Genomic DNA, 17,483 nt, shown 5'->3' with positions numbered 1-17,483 from the left:
CGACGTCGCCGATGCGAGAGTTCGCGGCTGGCTCAACGTCGTAGAGCCTGACAGCAGTGGGCCGGCGGCCTGGGATGGCAAGGATTACTGCGCGCAGTGTGTGATTCGGTGCCCGAGCTGCCGAACCGATGTTAGTGACGGTCTGTGTGAGACGTGTTTCGGCGCGCGGAAGATTCCGAGGCCGCCACTTGCAACGAATTTTGTGCAGTCAACGCCACTGCGGCGGCCTTACCGTTGATGAATGGCAATTGCGAACAGCACTGACGGATTTCGGCCACCGGTAACCCCTTTCGCCGGATGGACGCGAGACGGTCACGGGCGGCTGGTTCCCTTGGAAACGGCGCCCCACGTCGGTGGGTTCGCGCCGCCGGGAACCGGCAAAACACGCCGCTGGCTGGCCCAGTCCGCGGTGCTGTGGCCCGGCCCCGCGTTTGTGTCATCCAGTAAAGACGACCTGATGCAAATGGTGGCGTCGCGCCGCTACGGCCCTACAGCGCTGTTGGACCTGCGCCCGATCACTGCGCCCTACTATCCCAAAGACTATGTCTCGTACCGCTTTGACCCCACAGCGCTGATCACCAGCCTCAACGACGCTATAGCAACAGCCCAAAGCCTGCTGAGCACATCAGCAATTGCCCTGTCCGGCAGCGCATTTCGCCAGGGCTCCGATCCTGGGCCGTGGGATCAGCTAGCGCTTGCACCGCTGGTGTGCCTGCTGTACGCGGCCAGCCCAGAGGGCACCGGGCAGGGGATGGAGTGGACCCTTGAAGCCTCAGAAAACGTCGAAGTCGGCCATCGTCACGACGCTTACCAAACGTCATGGAAACCCGGATGGGCCAGCGCCGCCGCGTGGACGGCTGACCCGCTGTTCGAGGCGCGAGTGCGCGCCGTGCTGGAAATGGAACCTAAGCAACGCGATTCGGTGAAAATGACCGTGACCAAAGTTCTCACCGCCTGGCTGCTTACAACCAAACGCGACCGCAAGTTCCCGTCGCTGGACTTGTCGTTCTTCGACGGCGCAGACGCCACGCTGTTCCTCCTGACCCCTGCTGATGGAACGGTCGCTGCGCAAGCAATTGTGTTGATGGATCAGCTGATCAATCGGCAACGTATGAAAGTGGCGCAGTGGGAGGAATTTCACCGCATCGGGCTGTTCCTCGACGAGATCACCAACACTCCGATTCCTCGGCTTCCCCAGTATTTGGCCGAATCGCGTGGGCTCGGATGTTCTATTTGCTTTGCGGCGCAGGCCGGTTCGCAACTCGATGCCATTTATGGCCCGTTGCAAGGCAAGGCCATCCGAGATGTCACTCCCGCGGCGATGATCATGTACGGCTCCCACGAGCGCGATATCATGGAATCGGCCGCATTCTGGTCAGGCAAAGCAACACGCAGCCACCAAAGCTACGATCACAACTCGGATAACAAAAGCACCAGCCGCCACTTCGGGAATGCCTTGGAGCCAGCGGAGTTGCTGCCCCGCAACATCGGGGAGGCCCGGCTGATCCCCAGGGGCGCGCCAGGCGAGATGGTAGAGCTGATCGATTGGGACGAGTTCATCACATACCTCGACGAGCTGCGCGCCGCTCGCCGGCGGCGTGTAGCATCTTAAACACGTTGTTACAGTGCTACTTTGGTGCCAATGAAACTTGCCATCTCAAAAAATGGAGTCTTTGGACGTGAATAGTCTTGACGAAGACACGGCCGCCGAGGCCGCCGAAACGACACGCATTTGAGGCTAGTCGCCGACGACACGACGCGCGACGGGTCGGATTGCCGTAGGTCAGAGCTTGGCGATATGTCAGGGCCCTGTGCGGCGGTGAGCGTTGGCGCCGTCTCCGACCACGGGGGCTGGCGGGCGTGGCGCTGACAAGTGGCCCGCCGGCTGAGGCGTGTACCACAACCTGCTTGTGCTGTCGCGGAGAAGTCACGCGGGCCGCGCGCACTCCCGCCAGCGGACGTCACACACTGTGGGCACTAAACAGCAGCGCCGCCTCAGTGAATCAGTAACAGCAGGCAGCGAAGCCCAGATCGGAGTCATCCTGGGCCCGCGGCAGCCCAGTGGCGGCAAAAAATAGCGCAGGAGAGCGTCTTTGGGCGCTTTACGCTCAAAGTATGGCCGTTGACCTGCCTCCGGACCGCTTCGATGACGTCCGGCGAGAATGGATCGCCTACCACCAATGGTGGTCGACGATTCAGCGCTGCCGCGCCGAGCAGCTCGGGCGGATCGTGCGCAAACGGCAGCGCATTCGCACCTCGGCGGTACCAGATCCACACGACGACACCCGAATCGATCCACTGTGGATGCGGGCAGCCAAGTCGCGGGCCGCGCGCGTGGAGGTGGCCTTCGTAGTGGCGGCAGCCGTCATTGCGCCGATCGGGTGGGCAGGGGGGTGGGTGTTGAAGGCCATGCTGGTCCGCCTGATCCCGCAGACGCTGCGCGGCTTCCCGGTCGCGGCGATGTTGTGGGCTGGGGCTGCCTTCGCCGCGCTGACGGTGGTGATTTCTCAGCTCGTCTACGACCCGGCAGGCTCATTCGGCCAAATCGCGGTACTGCCCTGGCTGTGTTTACAGCTCGTCATGATTCCCACGGTGGCGGGCATCTACGGCATCGCCGAGGGCTGGCTGGCTGTCGCAGGATCTGACCAATGGTGGCCGCTGACCCCGGTCAAAAAGCCGATCACGCCCGAGGACGCGGCGGCCATTTTGGGTGCCTACGACATGACCGGGCCAGGGGTGGTCGACACACGACCGCTGCACGAGCCTGGCGAAAGGACGCGCCCGTGACCAGCGATTCACGCAGAGTTGGCGTCGGCGATCGAAGTGGTCGAGCCGTGCCAGGCGCCCAACTGCTCATCGGGGTTCAGTTCGATGAGGACGCGCCGAATAAGGTCGATGCGCCGCTCGACAGCGGCATGGTCCTCTTCGAGCCGGTCGAGTTCGTCGCGGAGCTGAGCCGTGAGCCGTTCTGTGATCTCGTCTTCACTGACAGGCCGAAGTGGGTGCTTCTTTTCGCGAAGGCCGGCCCGGTTACGGCGGGGAGTGAGGCTCATGGGATGGCCGCCGAGCAGCACGACCGCCGCAGAGCCGGGTTGCCACCCGAGGGTGGCGTCCAGGCGCAGCAAAGTGCCGACAGCCGGGGTGTTTTGGGCTTTGCGGCGGCGGGCCTTGACGAGGGTATCGACACCGGGGCCGCCGCGATCCGCCACTTCCTGCTTAGACATGTTCAGCTGCGCGAGACGGGCCTCGACGAAGTGGATGAGCCGGTCGATCCCGTCGGCTGGGGCGGTCATATCCCGCACCCTACCGCACGAAATGCCCCATATCCGCTACCAGATTCCGGACCCGGATTTCTGTCACATCCGATAACTAGGGTCGTTTCATGAGAATACTGATCGCGTTCCTCTGCATGGGTTTTCTGGCCACGATGGCCACCGCGCTGGCCCTCTTCGAGGTGTTAGCCCGGACCTGGCCGCTACTCATCGTCGCACTCGGCGTTGTCGTGGCCGTGCGGCTGCATGATCGCCACGCCCGCAAAGCCGCTACACCGCCAGCCACCCTGCTTCCGGCAAGGAGTGTCGCCGTGCCCCGGCCGGCGCCCGCACCGCAGCCGATACAAGCCCGTCCCGCGGGCTGGGTGCTCGTCCCCGTGTGGGTGGACAGTCAGGGACAACCTCAGCGCCACCCGGTCATCGACGGTGACGTGATCATGGAGGACAGGCGCGGTGGCTGAGGGGACAACGTCGACCCAAGACTGGATGCTCGCGCAGCTCTTAGATGACGGGCCGGTCCTGACCGTCACCGATCAGGTTGAGCCCCAAGCCGACTGCGCCAACAGCGAGGGGCCTACTGGAGTCGAGGACGACGCGGTCGACCAGCACGACGGCACCAACCCTGCATCAGCCGCCGAGGCCGCTACCGCGCTGCCGCACGAACTCGACGAGCCCGCCGAAGTGGGCGAGCACACCGATCCCGACGTCAATCGCGGGGCAAAACGAACGGCCGTCTGGCTGGGCTGCGGTGCTGCGGTGGTGGCGGTGCTGATCGTGGTGGCATTCGCCGGATTCGGCGGCGGCCCGGACCCAGTGTCACCGCCACAGCACCACGCCACCATCGCCGCGGTCGCCGCCGCTCCGACGACCAGTGCCGCCGTGCCACAACAGGATCAGGCCGTGCCGTATACCCCCTGGAGCACCAGTTGCACCCCAGACGGAGGTGCGGGCGACCAGCTCGCCGCACGCTCAACGCTGGCGCTGACCGACACCGCAACCGACTCGGCGTGGGTGTGTGGCCGCGGACCACAGGAAAGCCGCCTCGACGGCCAAGTGCTGCACGTGCAGTTCATGTGCGACCCGTCGCGCCCGAACTCGGCATGCAGCTACATGCTCAATTCGCTGTCGGTGACTCCGGGCTGGGTGGCCAAAACCCAAGGCGGCAAAGAGGAATGGATGCAGCACCGCGTCGTGACCAACGTGCAGTTCAACTTTTTCAACGGCAATGAACTCGTCACGGATCCACTGCCAGTCGACACACACAGCGTCCACGGCCCGGTCTCGGTGACCTTGCCCAGACGAGTCCTGGTCTCCCGTGTTGATGTGATTATTCTGCACACCGATCGTCCGCCGGCGAATCCGCTGCCAAGCTCGCCGGCGGCTGCGCCGAGCGCCGGCGCGGGCGAGCAGCCGCCCAACGGGCTGATGGATTCCCTGCTGGGTGCACCGGGTTCTGACCCGGCGTCGCCACCGCCGGCCGATCCCGCCAGCGGCGCCACGGCCGGCACCCCAGTCGATGCCACCTTCGCGATGAGCCAACTGCAGTTCTTCGGCCACTCGCCTAACTAAAGGACCAGCTTTCATGAGCACCATCACGATGTCGAGGACCTGGCAGTCGCGCATCGGCCGCGGCCGCGGTCTTCTTCGTCAGGCCGCGATCGCGGTCGTGACGCTCTTTGCGGTGTTCGGGTTCGCCGCCTCGCTGAAGGTCTTTTTCAGTGCATCTCATCCTGATAGCAGCGACGTCGCCGCAATCGCCAACCGTGCCGGCAATCAGCGCGCCGCCGCGGGTCAGTTCGCCGCTGATTTCGTTGCCGCGGTGTTAACCACGCCGAGCTCCAAACAGTCGACGCTGCAACGCTTCATCACGCTTTCCGAGTCCGACAGAGCGTTCGCGGCGGCGCAGTCGGCTCCGCCGCCGCCAGCGGTGATCAACACCCCCAAAGTGTGGTCGGTGGTGCCCAACGGCTCGGTCGGCGACGTCGATCTGTATGGGGTTGTCGTGGTCGTGCAGCAACGCTCCTACGCGTCGGCGGAAGCAGCGAGCGCGTTTTATGGTGTGCCCGTGGCGGTTTGGCACTACCAACCGCGCGCAATGGACTGGCCGGTGCCGATGAGTAACCCCGGCCCGGGCGCCGATGTGAAACAGGGCTACGACCACCCGTTGAGCCCCAGCAGCCCGGTCTATCCCGTGGTGAGCGGCTTCATCAACACGTACCTGACGGCCACGAGCGGCCTGGACCGCTACGTTGTGGCCGACTCGTGGATCAAACCGATCGGCGGCTATCAAAGCGCCGTGATCAAGAACGCCGACACCGCCACCGAAGTCCCTGACGCGCCGGCCCCGGGGACCCGCGTTCACGTCCGAGCGCGCGTCGTCGCGCAAACTTCACAATTTGCCGCACTCAATTTTACATTTCCGCTGACTGTCGAAAATAACGGCGGAACATGGATGGTCACGAGCATAGACTCAATACCGCAGCTCAGTAATAACAGCAACCCTGTGCCGGCCACCTCAACACACAATTAACTAGACAAGGAGATCATCGTGAACGCGACACATGCACAACTTCTGGCCGCAGGGCTCTTCACTTCCGGAACCTCGCTGGCCTACATGCTCGAAGGGCTGCTCGCCGCGGCCGCGCTCGTGGTGGGCACCGTCGCCACGTTGGGCAAAGCGGGCAAAGAAGGCGCCGGCGCCGGCATGACCCACCAATTCCTGGTGATCGGTTTATCGGTGACCATCTTCTTGTCGGCGGGTATCGCAGCACTGTTCACCCACGAGTTCCAAAGCCACGGTGTCACCAACCACGTCAACGTACCCAACCCGTACGGGCAGTAATGGCCGACGAAACCCCGGCCAAGGTTTGGTCGGACCAGCGCGATCTGCCGATCTACCTCGGCGACTCCGGAGACGGATTCCGCCTGCCGTTCAAAGAGAAATGGCGACTTCCTGACACCACAGCACTGCTGGTGGGCTTTGTCGCCACAGCCTCGCTGATGACTCTGAACCTTCAAAGCGGCAACGCCTTGATCATTGGTGCCGTTGGCGCGGCGCTGACCGCCGCCGCGATCTGGGCGCTGTCCAAACTACCCGCTAGCCGGCCCTCACTGCGTACTCGACTGCAGTTCTGGCTGGCCGACCTACACCCGCACGTCATGTGTTCGCACGAGCCGGGATCGCCGAAACACGGTCCGCGGCAATGACTGTCACACCCAGCGAAGCCCCCATTGAGGCTGTCGGCAACCTGCGCTTCACCCACAGCGGGGTCTACGCCGAGTACCTGGTATCGGGGTTGCCGTTTATCTTTTTGCCCAAAGAGTCGCAGGACTTGGTCGCCGACATGCACGCCGAGCTGCTCCGGACCCTGCCATCAGGCTCGCTACTGAGCGGCCTGACAGCGCCGGTGGCAACCCGCAACATCACCCGGCGCATGATCTATGCCCACCCTGATCTGCACCCAGACAACGTCATTGACGCCACCGCCATGCCCGAACATGCCGAAGCCTGGGTGCAGCACTGCCAGCGCTGGGCCCCAGCCCTCCACGCCCGCAACTCGCGGCGGCGCATCTACTGGCTGAGCCTTCCGTTGGATTACGGCCTATCCGGGTCGACCACGGCAGGAGGATGGCAACGCCGCCTCGACTCGATCATCGGCCGCGACAAAGATAGCGCGGCCGCCCTGGCGCACTACCGCCAGCTGGCCGCCACGATGATCGCCAAGCTGCCCCCGGCGCTGTTCGCGAAACCGGTGAGCGTCGAACAGATCTGGTGGCATTGGAACTACACCGCCAGCCGCCACACCTGGCAGAAGCCCATCCCCAATCAACCCTATAACCCTGATGCCCGACTACCGGGATCCGCGTTCACACCGGTCTGGAAAGACCTGTCCGCTGCCGCGCTCCGTCAACGGCGATGGCGGGCCGCGCGCACCGAGGCTGACATATTCCTGCGTACGTATCGACACGAGGACGACGGTGTGGCCGACTCGTATCAAGCCATCGTGGGACTGGAAAAATGGCCCGACGCCGGCCTGCGCTGGCCGCGCTCAACCATCTTCAAGGTGCTCGATGATGTGACCGGACCGGCCATCACGTTGGACTGGACGATTCATTTCACGTTCGACACCGCTGAGGTGGCCGTGGCAACCGCACACAATGTCATCACCAACATCAAAGACCAAGCGCGCCAACGTGGCCGCCACGCCGACAGCGACGACGAGCTACTACGCAAACTCGTCTCCGGTAGGCAGCTGGCCTCTGCACTCAAACAGGGCAGCGCCGAACGAGGCGTCAACGCAGCGGTCGTGGTGATCGCCGCCGCCGCAGACGCCGCCGCCGCCGACACCGCGATCTCAGAAGTGATCCGCCGCTATCGCACCCAACGACTCGAGCTCAAACGCCGACGCGGCAGCCAACCCACATTGTGGCGCGCCCTGAATCCGGGAACCGAAACCACCGCAGGCCTGCATGAGATTCGAAACCCTTCCACCACCAACGCATTCGCGAAACTCGTGCCACTGCTGGCCACCAGCCTCGGCAACAACGTCGGGGTCCCGCTGGGGGAGACCATCACCAGCCCCGGTCTGCGCGAGATCGTCCTCAACGACCTCATCGGCGCCCCCGGGCGCGACAATCCGGGCAACCTAGTCATCGGCGGATCCCCGGGGCGCGGAAAGTCGCAGTGCGCCAAGAACCTCGTCCGGTCATGGCTGGAATTAGGTGCCGGTGTACATCTCATCGACCCCACCGAGGCGCGCGAACACCAAACCGCATTATCCACATTCGACGCCAACAAAAAGGTCATCATCGACCCCAAAAACCCCCAATTCAGCCTGGACGGGCTGCGCATTTTTCCGTTTGAGTATGCCGCAGAGCGCACCGTAGACCATTTGCTGCCGCAAATAGGATTTCCGCCAGTGAGTCCTCAGGCTTCACGGCTTAAGGGGCTGCTCGCCCCGGCCTCACGAAACGCCAACGGCATCGGGTGCCTCAACCAGTTGATCGGGTTTCTAGCCGACCGCAGCAGACCAGACCGGGTCAGCATCGATGACGACTTACTCATCGCGTTGGAAGGCCTACGGGCCGAGCGGCTGCTGGCGCCGATGTTCGACGACACCCTGCCGCTGCCGGACTTGTCCAAGCAGCTTGTCATCTGGAACTTCGGCGGCCTCAAATTGCCCACTGTCACCGAGGAATACCAGGCACACCTACACCACCTAACCACCCCGAGTCAGCGTGCCGCCCAAGCCCTTTACGGAATGGCCGCCAACCTCGCGGAATCGCTGTTCTTTTCCCGCGACACCCAACCCGACATCCTGGTCGTCGAAGAATGCGCGGCGTGGACACATTCTCCCGGAGGGCAGCGCTGCGCGAACAACGTGATCCGCCAAGGCCGTAAAGCATGGACGCTGTTCATGGGGATCAGCCAGTCACCCAGAAACGACTTCGGAGTACTGGAAGACGAATACATTGAGCAACGACTCTGCTTGGGCTTCAAAGAAACTGCCATCGCCGAGGACACACTGCTGTGGTGCAACCGCGACCTGGATCGCCACCCGCAGCTGCGCAGCGACTACGTCACCAACACCAGCCCCGCGGCGATGCCCAACCACGGCGACGACACGATCGACAGCCGCCACGGCAAAGTCATTCCCGGCCGCGAAGGCGAGGCGTGGTTTCTCGACGAATTCGGCGGGTGGGGCAAGGTCAAGTTGTTCGGCGCACCGACCCGCGAGCTTGCCGAGCTCTATGACACCAACCCACAACGCAAGCGACAACGCCAAAGGATCAGCGCGTGCTAGCGCGAGCACATTGCTGGCTGCAGCTGCATCCGCGGGTGGCGCGGCCACTCAAGGTGTATGCACTCCTGCAGGTGCTGGCGACCATCGCGGTCACACTGGCTCCGGGAGCGAGTGCATCGACCAATGCCGCGGTGCTGAATTGGACTGGCCTGCACGATAACTACGGCGTCCCCATCGGCGACTTCTACCTGTCGGTGGCCAGCGTTCCCGATCAGCTCACCCAGGGCGGGCCCGACGCGCAGGCATGGGACCCCTCGTCATGGGGGCCGTGGATGGTGCACGCCCTGGAAGTGGTGTCGACAGGTTTGGCGGCCTCCAACATCTTGACCGCCGAAGCGGGGGCTTTCATCGGCATCATCGCCTTGTCGCTGTGGGTGATGAAACTGACCATTTCGACGTACTGGCTGACCGTGTTCGGCGAAATCGCCAAAGCAATCACCGCTGCGGTCATCACCGTCACCACCCGGTGGGGCTTGGTCGCCATCACCGTGCCGCTGGGGGTGTTCCTCGGCGTGCTGGCAATACGTCGAGGAGAAGCCGGCCGCGGCTGGACGATGATCCTGCTGGCGATCATGATGCCGGCCTTAGCCATCACCGTGTTCTCCGACCCGGCGGGAATGATGTACGGCCCCAATGGGATGCTGGCGTTCGGGCGCAGCATGGGATTTAGCACCGCCGAAGCGGTCACCCACAACGGCGCGATCGGCAGCGGCGGTTTCACCGGTCAAGTCGACACCCTCACATCAAGCCTCATCACCCACGTCGGGCGAGAGCCACTGGAAGTCTTCAACTTTGGCCATGTCGTCGACACAAGGCCCGGGTGCGCAGCACAGTACACCGCCGCGCTACAGCAAGGCATTTCTGACGGGCCAATCAAAGCGATGGGCCGCTGCGGTGATCTGGCCGCGGTGCACTACGCCCAAAACCTGGATGGCACAAACACATTCAACGGGGCCATCTTGGTCATGACAGCAACCCTGTTTGGCTGGTTCATGATCTCCTCGGGCGCCTCGGTGTTCAAGGTGTCGCTTAAAGCGATGTACACGACCGCCAAGCTGTTGCCCAGCGTGTTCGCCGGCGGCATTTCCGGGGCTGCGCAAGAACACGCCAAAGCCACCGTGTGGCGATTTTTCAAGCATCCGATAGAAGTGATGGTGTTCGTCACGTTCGTCAGCGTGATGGGGCTAGCGATCGAGCGGCTCATCTCCCGCCCCTTGCCGGCCGAGTTGGGCGGCAACAACCCGTTCGCGCATGTGCTGATCATGGGCGGCGGTTCGATGGCGGCGCTGTATCTGCTCCGCCATATCCGCGCCGACCTGCAGGGACAACACCCGGGTCGCGGACTGCTTGGCCGTGCCGGCGACGTGGCAATGGGGCTGGCCATGCACGCTGGGTTGCGGGGGGCCGGGTCGGCGGCGTTGGGCGGTATGCGAGGTCTGCACGGCAAGGGCAAAACACCCTGGGAGCAGCTCGACGAGCATTCAGCCAGCAACCCTCAAGACGTGCTGGGCCAGCCTCAAGAAGGCTTCTCCCCAGTTCCCGCAGCCGCACCGAGCGACGGCGAAGACTCCGCACAGTCAGCCGCCGGCGCCGCGACGTCAGCGCCGACGGCGGCGTCCGCCGGCGCCCATCCCATCGTCGCTGCGGCCACGGCCGGCGGGGAGATCGACCAACTGATCGCCAAGGCGGGCACGGGGTTAGATCCGCGCCGCCGCCCCCGACGCGAACCGCGTGGCCGGGCCGCCGGCCAGGCGAACGCCGCCGGGCATGCAGTCCTCGACGCCAACGGGGCGGCCACCGCAGAGCCGGGCGCTGCCGGGGAGGTCGCGCCCATCAATACGGCTTCCTCTGCCGCGTCAGACGCAGGATGGGACAGCCCGCCACCGCTGTCGGCATATGCCGATCACACCTCCGCTGATGTGCCGCTTCCGCCGGCGCCCCCACCTGAGGATGCCGCCGGGCCGCCACCACCAGAAGACGAGCCCTCGGTCGCCCCGATCTCGGGCCACTAACGGAGCAACGCAAGGGGAGACGGTCAGTACGTCCGAGCGTTTACGATGACACGGGTGGAAGGGGGAGCGGTGAGCACAACGAAAGAGGCCGATCGGGGGCCCCGATGACCACGACCTCAGCCACCGAACAGCGCCGCGCCTTCGACGAGGCGATCAACCGCTTCAGCTCTGGCGACCCCGCGTCAGCACAGCAGGCGTTCACCGCGATCACCGACCAAAACCCGGCGATGACCGATGCGTGGCTGGGCCGGCTGGCCTGCGGCGATCACAGCCGCGACGCCCTGGCCGGGGCGTACCTCAACTCCCGGGCGCTCTACCGCGAAACCCGCCGCATTGGCCAACAAGATGGCGCGCTGCAGGCCGTGGTGTCCGCGCCGCTGTATCTGCAGCTGCAAGTGTGGTCACGAGGCACGATCGCTCTGGCCTTTGCCAGCGTACTGATTAGCGCGGGCGAGTTCGATGAAGCGATGACGGTTCTCAACGACCGCGACCTCGCCGACGATAGCCAAACGGCGTTGTGGCGCCAATTCCTCACCGCCACTGTGTATCACGCCACTCAGCGCTGGCCGGATCTATGTGCGGCCACCGAGGTGTGCCCACCCGCCAACGCCACCTATGTTCCCAACGATGTCCTGGCAGGCGCTCAAACACTACGCGCCATGGCGTTGGCCTCGCTGGGACAAGCACAGTCAGCATGGGACTTAATAGCCGAAGTTACGACGCAAAACGCCTACATTGCAGCGGATTTGGCGCTCACCAAAGGGTGGTGCCTGCGTGAACTAGGCGAATTCGAGGCGGCCAACGAGGCGTTCCGCAGCGCCACTATCGACGGCGTCGTGATCCCACCAGCCCGCGTGGCACTCGAGCAGCCCGATTTTCGGATCGTCACCACCGACGCCGACACCATCGCCACCAGAACCGACAAATGGGACCCACGAACTGAAACCAGCCGTGACGCCCGCGCGGCCGCCGCGTTAGCGAGCGAGCGCCAAGAAGTCCTCAACCGCGCCCAGACCCGCGTCGACGAACTGATCGGTCTCGAAGACGCTAAGGAACAAATAGCGGTGTGGCGCACCGAGATTCAGATCGACCAGCTGCTCGCCGAGCAGGGCGACGGCGGCACCACGAGCAACGAAAACCACATGGTCTTTCTCGGCCCCCCCGGCACCGCCAAGACCACGTTCGCCCGGGTGGTCGGTGAAGTGCTCTTCGGACTGGGCAAGATAGCCCGCCCCGACGTCAAAGAGGTGACCGAAGAAGACATCGTGATCGGCTACGTCTCACAGACCGCGGCCAAGATGAAAGAGGTATGCGAAGAAGCGCGCGGCGGCGTGCTTTTCATCGACGAAGCCTACCGGCTCGTCCCCAAAACCGAGGGCCACTCCTTCGGCGTTGACGCGATCAACACCCTGCTGAAGTACATGGAGGACTACCGCGACGAACTGGTGGTGATCGTCGCCGGATATCCCAAGGAGATGCAGGACTTCCTCAAAGCCAACAAGGGCCTGGCCGGACGATTCCATTTCACCCTCACGTTCAACAGCTACACCCCCGAGGAGATCGTGGCGATCGGGCGCCACCTGGCGGGCAAGGAACGCCTCGTCGTCGAGGACCCCGCCTGGGACATGCTGCGCGCGGAAGCAACACATCTGCGTTCCGTGCCCTACGAGAGCGGCACCATGCTCGACGTCGCCGGCAATGGCCGCTACGCCCGTAAAGTGGCGGTGGCCTGCCGGCGGGAACGGGCCCGCCGCCTGCACAGACTGGCGTCGAACCCCCAAGACCTCGACCAGCTCGTACGGGCAGACCCTTCTGCACTAAAGGTCAGCGTCGAGGATATGCAGCGCGCGCTCGCTGAATCCCGCCCGGCCACCGGATAGGCACCGTTAGCTCCAAGGGGCACGCGCACTCGCCGCTGCAGGAGGACGTTCTCGGTGAATTTTCTGCGAACGCGACAAGCGACTTATTCCGCTTCGAAGTAGCGGGCAGCAGTATCGCGAATTGCCCTCAGGCGCTTAGAGATCGGGCTGTGGTTGCGGTAACCCATGATGTCGGCGATTTCGGTGAGGTTGGTGGTCCCGCTGCGCAGGAGTACGACGACTTCCCGCTGTTGGGGATCGAGAAGAGCGAGAAAGTCGCTGAGAACGAGGCGGTCGACGATCTCGGTCTCCGGACCTTGGACGGGGATGGTGTCGGTGAGTTCGACGAACCGGACTTTAACCTTAGAGCGCTTGCGGTACAGCTTGCGTTCGAAGTCCTCACGGGCGTAAGTCCAGTGGTTGGAGAAGTCGTCTTCGACTCGGTGGCAACGCACAGTCTCGAGGATGGCGCGCAACCGCCCGGTGTTGTCCGCGGCTTCGACGGTATCGCGGATGAACTCCGCGGCGGCGTCCTCACCGGTCCAGATGTCGCCTCCCATACGCGGGTTCGCTGCGGTCGCCGTGCTCAGCACCGAACCGTCGTCGAGCGGGGCCAATTGTGGCTCGACGCCGTTGTCGACCTCGGGCCAGGTGCGCAACTCGGCTTCCATCACCTCGGTCACTGGCGGGATCCAGAAGTCGAGGTCGTGGGCCAGCAGACGGATGGGGTCATTGCCGGTGAACCCGACAAGAGGGGAGCCGGGCATGAGATGCCGCCACACCGTGGCGGCCCAGGCTTGGGACAACCGTCGCTCGAAGTCGGCGGGGAGATAGCGGTCCGGGCGCCAGACATCAGAGATAAACGGCCATTGACCTCCTCGGCAGAGCGGCAACCCAAACCGTTCCAAGGTTCGGCGTGGCAGGAGGTGAAACAGTGGGGCGTACTCAAAGTAACGAGTCCGAGTGCGAGGGACGAACACGACGTTGACGTCGCCTTGGTCGATGATCTTCAGCATTTCCGGTGGGCACTCGTCTTCGGTGAAGAACCGCCGGCGGTACTGGGCAGCTTCCCAAAGCATGTTCCATTTCGAGACGGCAAGTTGCTTAGTGAGCCTGGCGTCACTGTTGGCTGCTCGCATCGGGATGGTGACGTACTCGGGCCGCATCGGTGTATCCGGTCGGATCACGGCGCGGAACATGAACGCCGCCGACATGTTGCCCAGTCGCGGGTACCAGTCCGGGCCGGCCATCTCGTCGTCGGGATGAAGCAGCACGTCGTAGCGATCATCATCGTGATCGTGTGGGAGGTCGCTGCCGCCTGGGTCGGGCATAGTGCTTGAGGAGTCCGTCGTCGAAGTCGTCGTCATGTCTTGGTTACGACAGTTTCGCCTAGTTTCGTTCCCCGGTCCCCACAACGAGGGGGCGATATGTCGTCGAACCAAATCACCGTGCCGGTGAGGGCGGTGGTGTTCGGATCAGCCGGGCTTGATTACGCGGGTGTAGCCGACGAGGTCGCCGGCCCGAAGCTTGTGGCCCGTCGGCAGGATGTTGAGGTCGTCGGATCGATCCCACCGGCCAGCGGCGACCAGTGCGTTGGCGTAGTCGCGGATCGCCGATCGCAGGGCGGGGCGCGACCGCCGAATCGGCCACCTCACAGCGGGCGATCGATCGCGTCGGCCGGTCGGTCCGCGTCACCGCGATGTGGTCACAGTTCGAGCCCGTCGGCGCGGTCGCGTTCTTCGCCGCGTTCGCTGCTGCGCTGGGTGGCGTGGCGTAGCCGGTCGTAGGCGGCTTCGCGGGCGCGGGCTTGGGCGCTGTGCGCATGCCAGCTGGCGCGGCGATCTGCGCGCCTTTGGTCGTGGCGGTCGAGTAGTGCCCCGACAACTGGGGGGAGTAGGTCACGGTCGGTGCGTTCGGCTTCGGCGTGCATGGTGCGGGGCCGGTCATCGTTGGCCAGAATCATGCGGAAGAAGTGCGCGGCGGCGTATTTGTTGCCGCGGCGCAGGGTGTGGATTTCCGCGCCGGAGGCGACCCGGCTGTGTTCGTGGTCGGCTTCGCCGGTGATGGGTTGGTAGATGTAGGCGTGGTTTTCGTCTTTTCCTCGGGTCATGCCGACGTAGGCCATTGCGCGTGAGGCGTTGTCGCTGAGCACGGTGAAGCAGGCTCCCGGGGTGTTGGAGTTGCCGACGGTGATGCCTTGGGCGGCGTGCAAGGTGGTGGCGTAGCCCAAGGTGATGTGTTCGCGGAGGTAGTCGCCTTCGAAGATGGTCCGCGCACCGTCGGTGAGCCGTTCGGCGGCGATGCGACCGCGCTGGGCGTCGACGCCGACGACGTGCCAGCGGTTGCCGTTGCGGACTTGGTCGATCTGCTCGCCGGCCCGCTGGTCGGCGCCGGGTTCCACGGTCAGGCTGGCGTCGTTGTTGCGGCTGATGATGATGTCGCCGGCGCGCGCGTCTTGGTCGCGCGCGACGCGCACGGTGTCGGTGAAAACCTTGGCCTGCTCGGGGGCGACGTCACCGGCGTGTGCGGCGGCCGCGGTGAGCGCGCCGTGCAGCTTGCGGTTGATGGCGTCGGCGATTTCCCAGCGGTCGCAGATGATCGCGGCGTCTTTCCCGTCAGCGCGGGCTTGCAGGTAGGCGTTGGTGGCGTCATCGGCCATGGCGATCGGGTCACCGGAGTGCAGGCGCCCGTTGTTGCGATACCAGCCCACCGCTTTGCGTAGCCGGTTGCCGTGCGCGGAGCGCAGCGCCAGCGACATGTCACGTTCGGCGGGGTCGCGCATTCGCCACACTTCGCCGAGGCGCTGTGACCAGGGCAGCTCGTCGCACAGGTTCTCGAACATGCCGCCGCGCGCTTTGACCGGCGAGAGTTGGTAGGCGTCGCCGACGAGGACCATTTTGGCGCGCCCGACGACCGCGCACGCCAGCAGTTTCTTGAGCTCGGGGGTGCCGAGCATGGAGGCTTCGTCGACCACGATCACGCTGCGCCGGTCGATATCGAGCTGATTGTCTTCGATGAGTTTGAGCGCTTTGGCCACGGTTAGGCCGCGGTCCCCGGCGCCATCGCGCATCGCCTCGTCGACCGCTTTGCCGGTGGGCGCGAGCACGAGGACTTCTTTGTGGGCGCGGTGCGCGGCGCCGCGCAGCGCTTTGAGCGAGTGCGTTTTGCCGGCGCCGGCCGGCGCCTGCAGGGGCTGCACCAGGTAGGGGGAGTGCGCGATGTTGGCGATGGCGCGCGCTTGGTCAGGCGAGAGGTCACCGAGGTCGGCGGGGCGCACATCGAGGCGCGTGCGCGGGTCCTGGTCGTCGACCATGGCGAAGATGCGTTCCTCTTCGGCCATCACCACGTCCACCGTGTACAGCTCGTGTCCTTCGCGGTGGTGCACCTCGCGTGGCGCGCTGACCCGCACGGCGACGGTGTCGACGATCTTTTCGATGGTGGTGCGCGGATCTTCGGGCACGTCGACGGGCAGCAGCGCACCGACTAGTTCCACGAGGTCGGCGCGGGTGAACGCGCTCTTGTCGATCGCGCCCACCATGCGCGCCAGCCGTGTGCGGTCGGTCAGGGTGCGCGGAGCGGCGCGGCGCGCCCAGCGCGCTTCGGCGTGCGCGGCGCGGTCCATTTCGAGACCGCGCGTATCGGCGCGCCATTCGGCTTTGAGTTCGGCCCACGGCTGGGATTCGGGTTTGGCGGGGCGCGTGGCTTTTTGCGCGGTAGCGAGCTGTTGCGCGCTGGGCTCGCCGTCGATGACGACGAGGTTGTTGCGCGCCCATTCGCGCAGCCGCGTGGAGCGCCGCGACCACGCTTTGAGGCATTTCTTGGTGACGCCGGCGATGTCGGCCATGCCGGAGCGCTCGTCGACGTCGCGCCACTCAAAGCCGCGCTCGGCGTGCAGTTCGTGGCGCAGCACCGCTTGGTAGATGACGCCGGCGGCTTTGGCTTCGTGGTGCAGCGATTTGGAGTCGATCGACACCAGGACGCCGTCGCCGCGGGCTTGCCGGTTGGGCACGATGACGTGGGTGTGCATGTGCGGGTCCCCGCACCGCGACGTTTCGTGTTGGTAGGCGATCGCCACCAACCCTGGCAGGCACTGCAGGTCTTTTTTGCCGGTCACCGGGTTGTGCACCCGGGTGTAGCCGGCGTGAGTGTGCAGGTAGTCCATTGCGGCCTTGACCGCCCGCGAGTGCGCTTCGGCGATCACTTTCTCGTTGATCTCGCTGGTCAGGGCCCGCACCAGCGACACACTTTTGGGTGCGGCGAACGTCAGATCGAAACCGTGCACCGACTCTTTGGTGAAGGCACGCCCACTGGCGCCGTTGGGGGCGATTCCCTCGTCGAGCCAGGTGGTGGCCACATCCCCATCAGCAAACCCGCTCGCGAGCGCTGCGCCGGTGAGCCCGGTCAGCTCAGCAACCTTCACCGCGTCGCCGGCCACCACCCAGGTCGGCACCCGAGTGTCACCTTCGGAGTAGTACTCACCGAGCCCACCCCCGGCCGCTTGACGGTCCATCGCGGCCTGTTTGGCCTCGTTGGCCG

General features: G+C 64.8%; 14 protein-coding genes. 10 read left to right on the top strand and 4 right to left on the bottom strand.

All coding sequences use genetic code 11. From position 1 onward, the window contains the following. Window positions 1–241 precede the first annotated feature (241 nt). Both AC5Y5O_RS28075 and AC5Y5O_RS28070 read left to right on the top strand, forming a co-directional pair. Entirely contained in the window at window positions 242–1,612 is a 1,371-nt protein-coding gene (locus AC5Y5O_RS28075) for a type IV secretory system conjugative DNA transfer family protein (RefSeq protein ID WP_330981184.1), read from the top strand. A gap of 503 nt (window positions 1,613–2,115) precedes the next feature. Next, on the top strand, window positions 2,116–2,787 hold the full coding sequence (locus tag AC5Y5O_RS28070; RefSeq protein ID WP_330981185.1) for a hypothetical protein: 672 nt from the start codon (window positions 2,116–2,118) through the stop codon (window positions 2,785–2,787). Between the two features lie 8 nt (window positions 2,788–2,795). On the opposite strand, the gene AC5Y5O_RS28065 is transcribed toward AC5Y5O_RS28070, so the two are convergent. Continuing rightward, the gene (locus tag AC5Y5O_RS28065; protein WP_330981186.1) at window positions 2,796–3,293 is read right to left on the bottom strand and encodes a hypothetical protein; all 498 of its coding nucleotides are present in this window, start codon (window positions 3,291–3,293) and stop codon (window positions 2,796–2,798) included. An 89-nt stretch (window positions 3,294–3,382) separates the two neighbouring features. Between AC5Y5O_RS28065 and AC5Y5O_RS28060 the strand changes: the two genes are divergently transcribed. From AC5Y5O_RS28060 to AC5Y5O_RS28025, 8 genes are all read left to right on the top strand, one after another. Further along, the gene (locus AC5Y5O_RS28060; RefSeq protein ID WP_330981187.1) at window positions 3,383–3,733 is read left to right on the top strand and encodes a hypothetical protein; all 351 of its coding nucleotides are present in this window, start codon (window positions 3,383–3,385) and stop codon (window positions 3,731–3,733) included. Next, entirely contained in the window at window positions 3,726–4,841 is a 1,116-nt protein-coding gene (locus tag AC5Y5O_RS28055; protein WP_330981188.1) for a hypothetical protein, read from the top strand. The genes AC5Y5O_RS28060 and AC5Y5O_RS28055 overlap by 8 nt, the downstream gene beginning before the upstream one ends. Window positions 4,842–4,854: 13 nt before the next feature. Continuing rightward, window positions 4,855–5,802: a conjugal transfer protein gene (locus tag AC5Y5O_RS28050; protein ID WP_342930784.1), complete on the top strand. Its 948-nt coding sequence runs from the start codon at window positions 4,855–4,857 to the stop codon at window positions 5,800–5,802. A gap of 18 nt (window positions 5,803–5,820) precedes the next feature. Then, complete coding sequence (locus AC5Y5O_RS28045) at window positions 5,821–6,114, top strand: hypothetical protein (RefSeq protein ID WP_330981190.1); 294 nt, start codon at window positions 5,821–5,823, stop codon at window positions 6,112–6,114. Next, on the top strand, window positions 6,114–6,479 hold the full coding sequence (locus AC5Y5O_RS28040; RefSeq protein ID WP_330981191.1) for a hypothetical protein: 366 nt from the start codon (window positions 6,114–6,116) through the stop codon (window positions 6,477–6,479). Before AC5Y5O_RS28045 ends, AC5Y5O_RS28040 begins: the two co-directional genes overlap by 1 nt. Then, a complete protein-coding gene (locus AC5Y5O_RS28035; RefSeq protein ID WP_330981192.1) occupies window positions 6,476–9,076 on the top strand; it encodes an ATP-binding protein in 2,601 nt (866 codons plus the stop codon). The genes AC5Y5O_RS28040 and AC5Y5O_RS28035 overlap by 4 nt, the downstream gene beginning before the upstream one ends. Further along, the gene (locus tag AC5Y5O_RS28030) at window positions 9,070–11,088 is read left to right on the top strand and encodes a hypothetical protein (protein ID WP_330981193.1); all 2,019 of its coding nucleotides are present in this window, start codon (window positions 9,070–9,072) and stop codon (window positions 11,086–11,088) included. Before AC5Y5O_RS28035 ends, AC5Y5O_RS28030 begins: the two co-directional genes overlap by 7 nt. 104 nt (window positions 11,089–11,192) lie before the next feature. Beyond that, window positions 11,193–12,968 (top strand): AAA family ATPase, encoded by a 1,776-nt coding sequence (locus tag AC5Y5O_RS28025; RefSeq protein ID WP_330981194.1) that lies wholly within the window; start codon window positions 11,193–11,195, stop codon window positions 12,966–12,968. 83 nt (window positions 12,969–13,051) lie between these two features. Here the strand turns inward: AC5Y5O_RS28025 and AC5Y5O_RS28020 are convergent, their stop codons facing one another. From AC5Y5O_RS28020 to mobF, 3 genes are all read right to left on the bottom strand, one after another. After that, window positions 13,052–14,314, bottom strand: a complete 1,263-nt coding sequence (locus tag AC5Y5O_RS28020; protein ID WP_342930786.1) for an RNA polymerase sigma factor — start codon at window positions 14,312–14,314, stop codon at window positions 13,052–13,054. 108 nt (window positions 14,315–14,422) lie between these two features. Further along, entirely contained in the window at window positions 14,423–14,602 is a 180-nt protein-coding gene (locus tag AC5Y5O_RS28015; RefSeq protein ID WP_330981196.1) for a hypothetical protein, read from the bottom strand. A gap of 50 nt (window positions 14,603–14,652) precedes the next feature. Next, window positions 14,653–17,483, bottom strand: a 2,831-nt coding sequence (gene mobF, locus AC5Y5O_RS28010) for a MobF family relaxase (RefSeq protein WP_500028334.1), incomplete at its 5' end; no start/stop codon positions are given.

Source organism: Mycobacterium sp. NGS40, assembly GCF_059812735.1.
This window is presented reverse-complemented; position numbering and strand designations above follow the sequence as displayed.

Excerpts from the sequence above, each read along its gene's own strand:
- AC5Y5O_RS28035 (WP_330981192.1), top strand. The coding sequence starts at position 6,476 with ATGACTGTCACACCCAGCGAAGCCCCCATTGAGGCTGTCGGCAACCTG.
- AC5Y5O_RS28020 (WP_342930786.1), bottom strand. The coding sequence starts at position 14,314 with ATGACGACGACTTCGACGACGGACTCCTCAAGCACTATGCCCGACCCA.
- AC5Y5O_RS28065 (WP_330981186.1), bottom strand. The coding sequence starts at position 3,293 with ATGACCGCCCCAGCCGACGGGATCGACCGGCTCATCCACTTCGTCGAG.
- AC5Y5O_RS28040 (WP_330981191.1), top strand. The coding sequence starts at position 6,114 with ATGGCCGACGAAACCCCGGCCAAGGTTTGGTCGGACCAGCGCGATCTG.
- AC5Y5O_RS28025 (WP_330981194.1), top strand. The coding sequence starts at position 11,193 with ATGACCACGACCTCAGCCACCGAACAGCGCCGCGCCTTCGACGAGGCG.
- AC5Y5O_RS28060 (WP_330981187.1), top strand. The coding sequence starts at position 3,383 with ATGAGAATACTGATCGCGTTCCTCTGCATGGGTTTTCTGGCCACGATG.
- AC5Y5O_RS28070 (WP_330981185.1), top strand. The coding sequence starts at position 2,116 with ATGGCCGTTGACCTGCCTCCGGACCGCTTCGATGACGTCCGGCGAGAA.
- AC5Y5O_RS28050 (WP_342930784.1), top strand. The coding sequence starts at position 4,855 with ATGAGCACCATCACGATGTCGAGGACCTGGCAGTCGCGCATCGGCCGC.
- AC5Y5O_RS28075 (WP_330981184.1), top strand. The coding sequence starts at position 242 with ATGGCAATTGCGAACAGCACTGACGGATTTCGGCCACCGGTAACCCCT.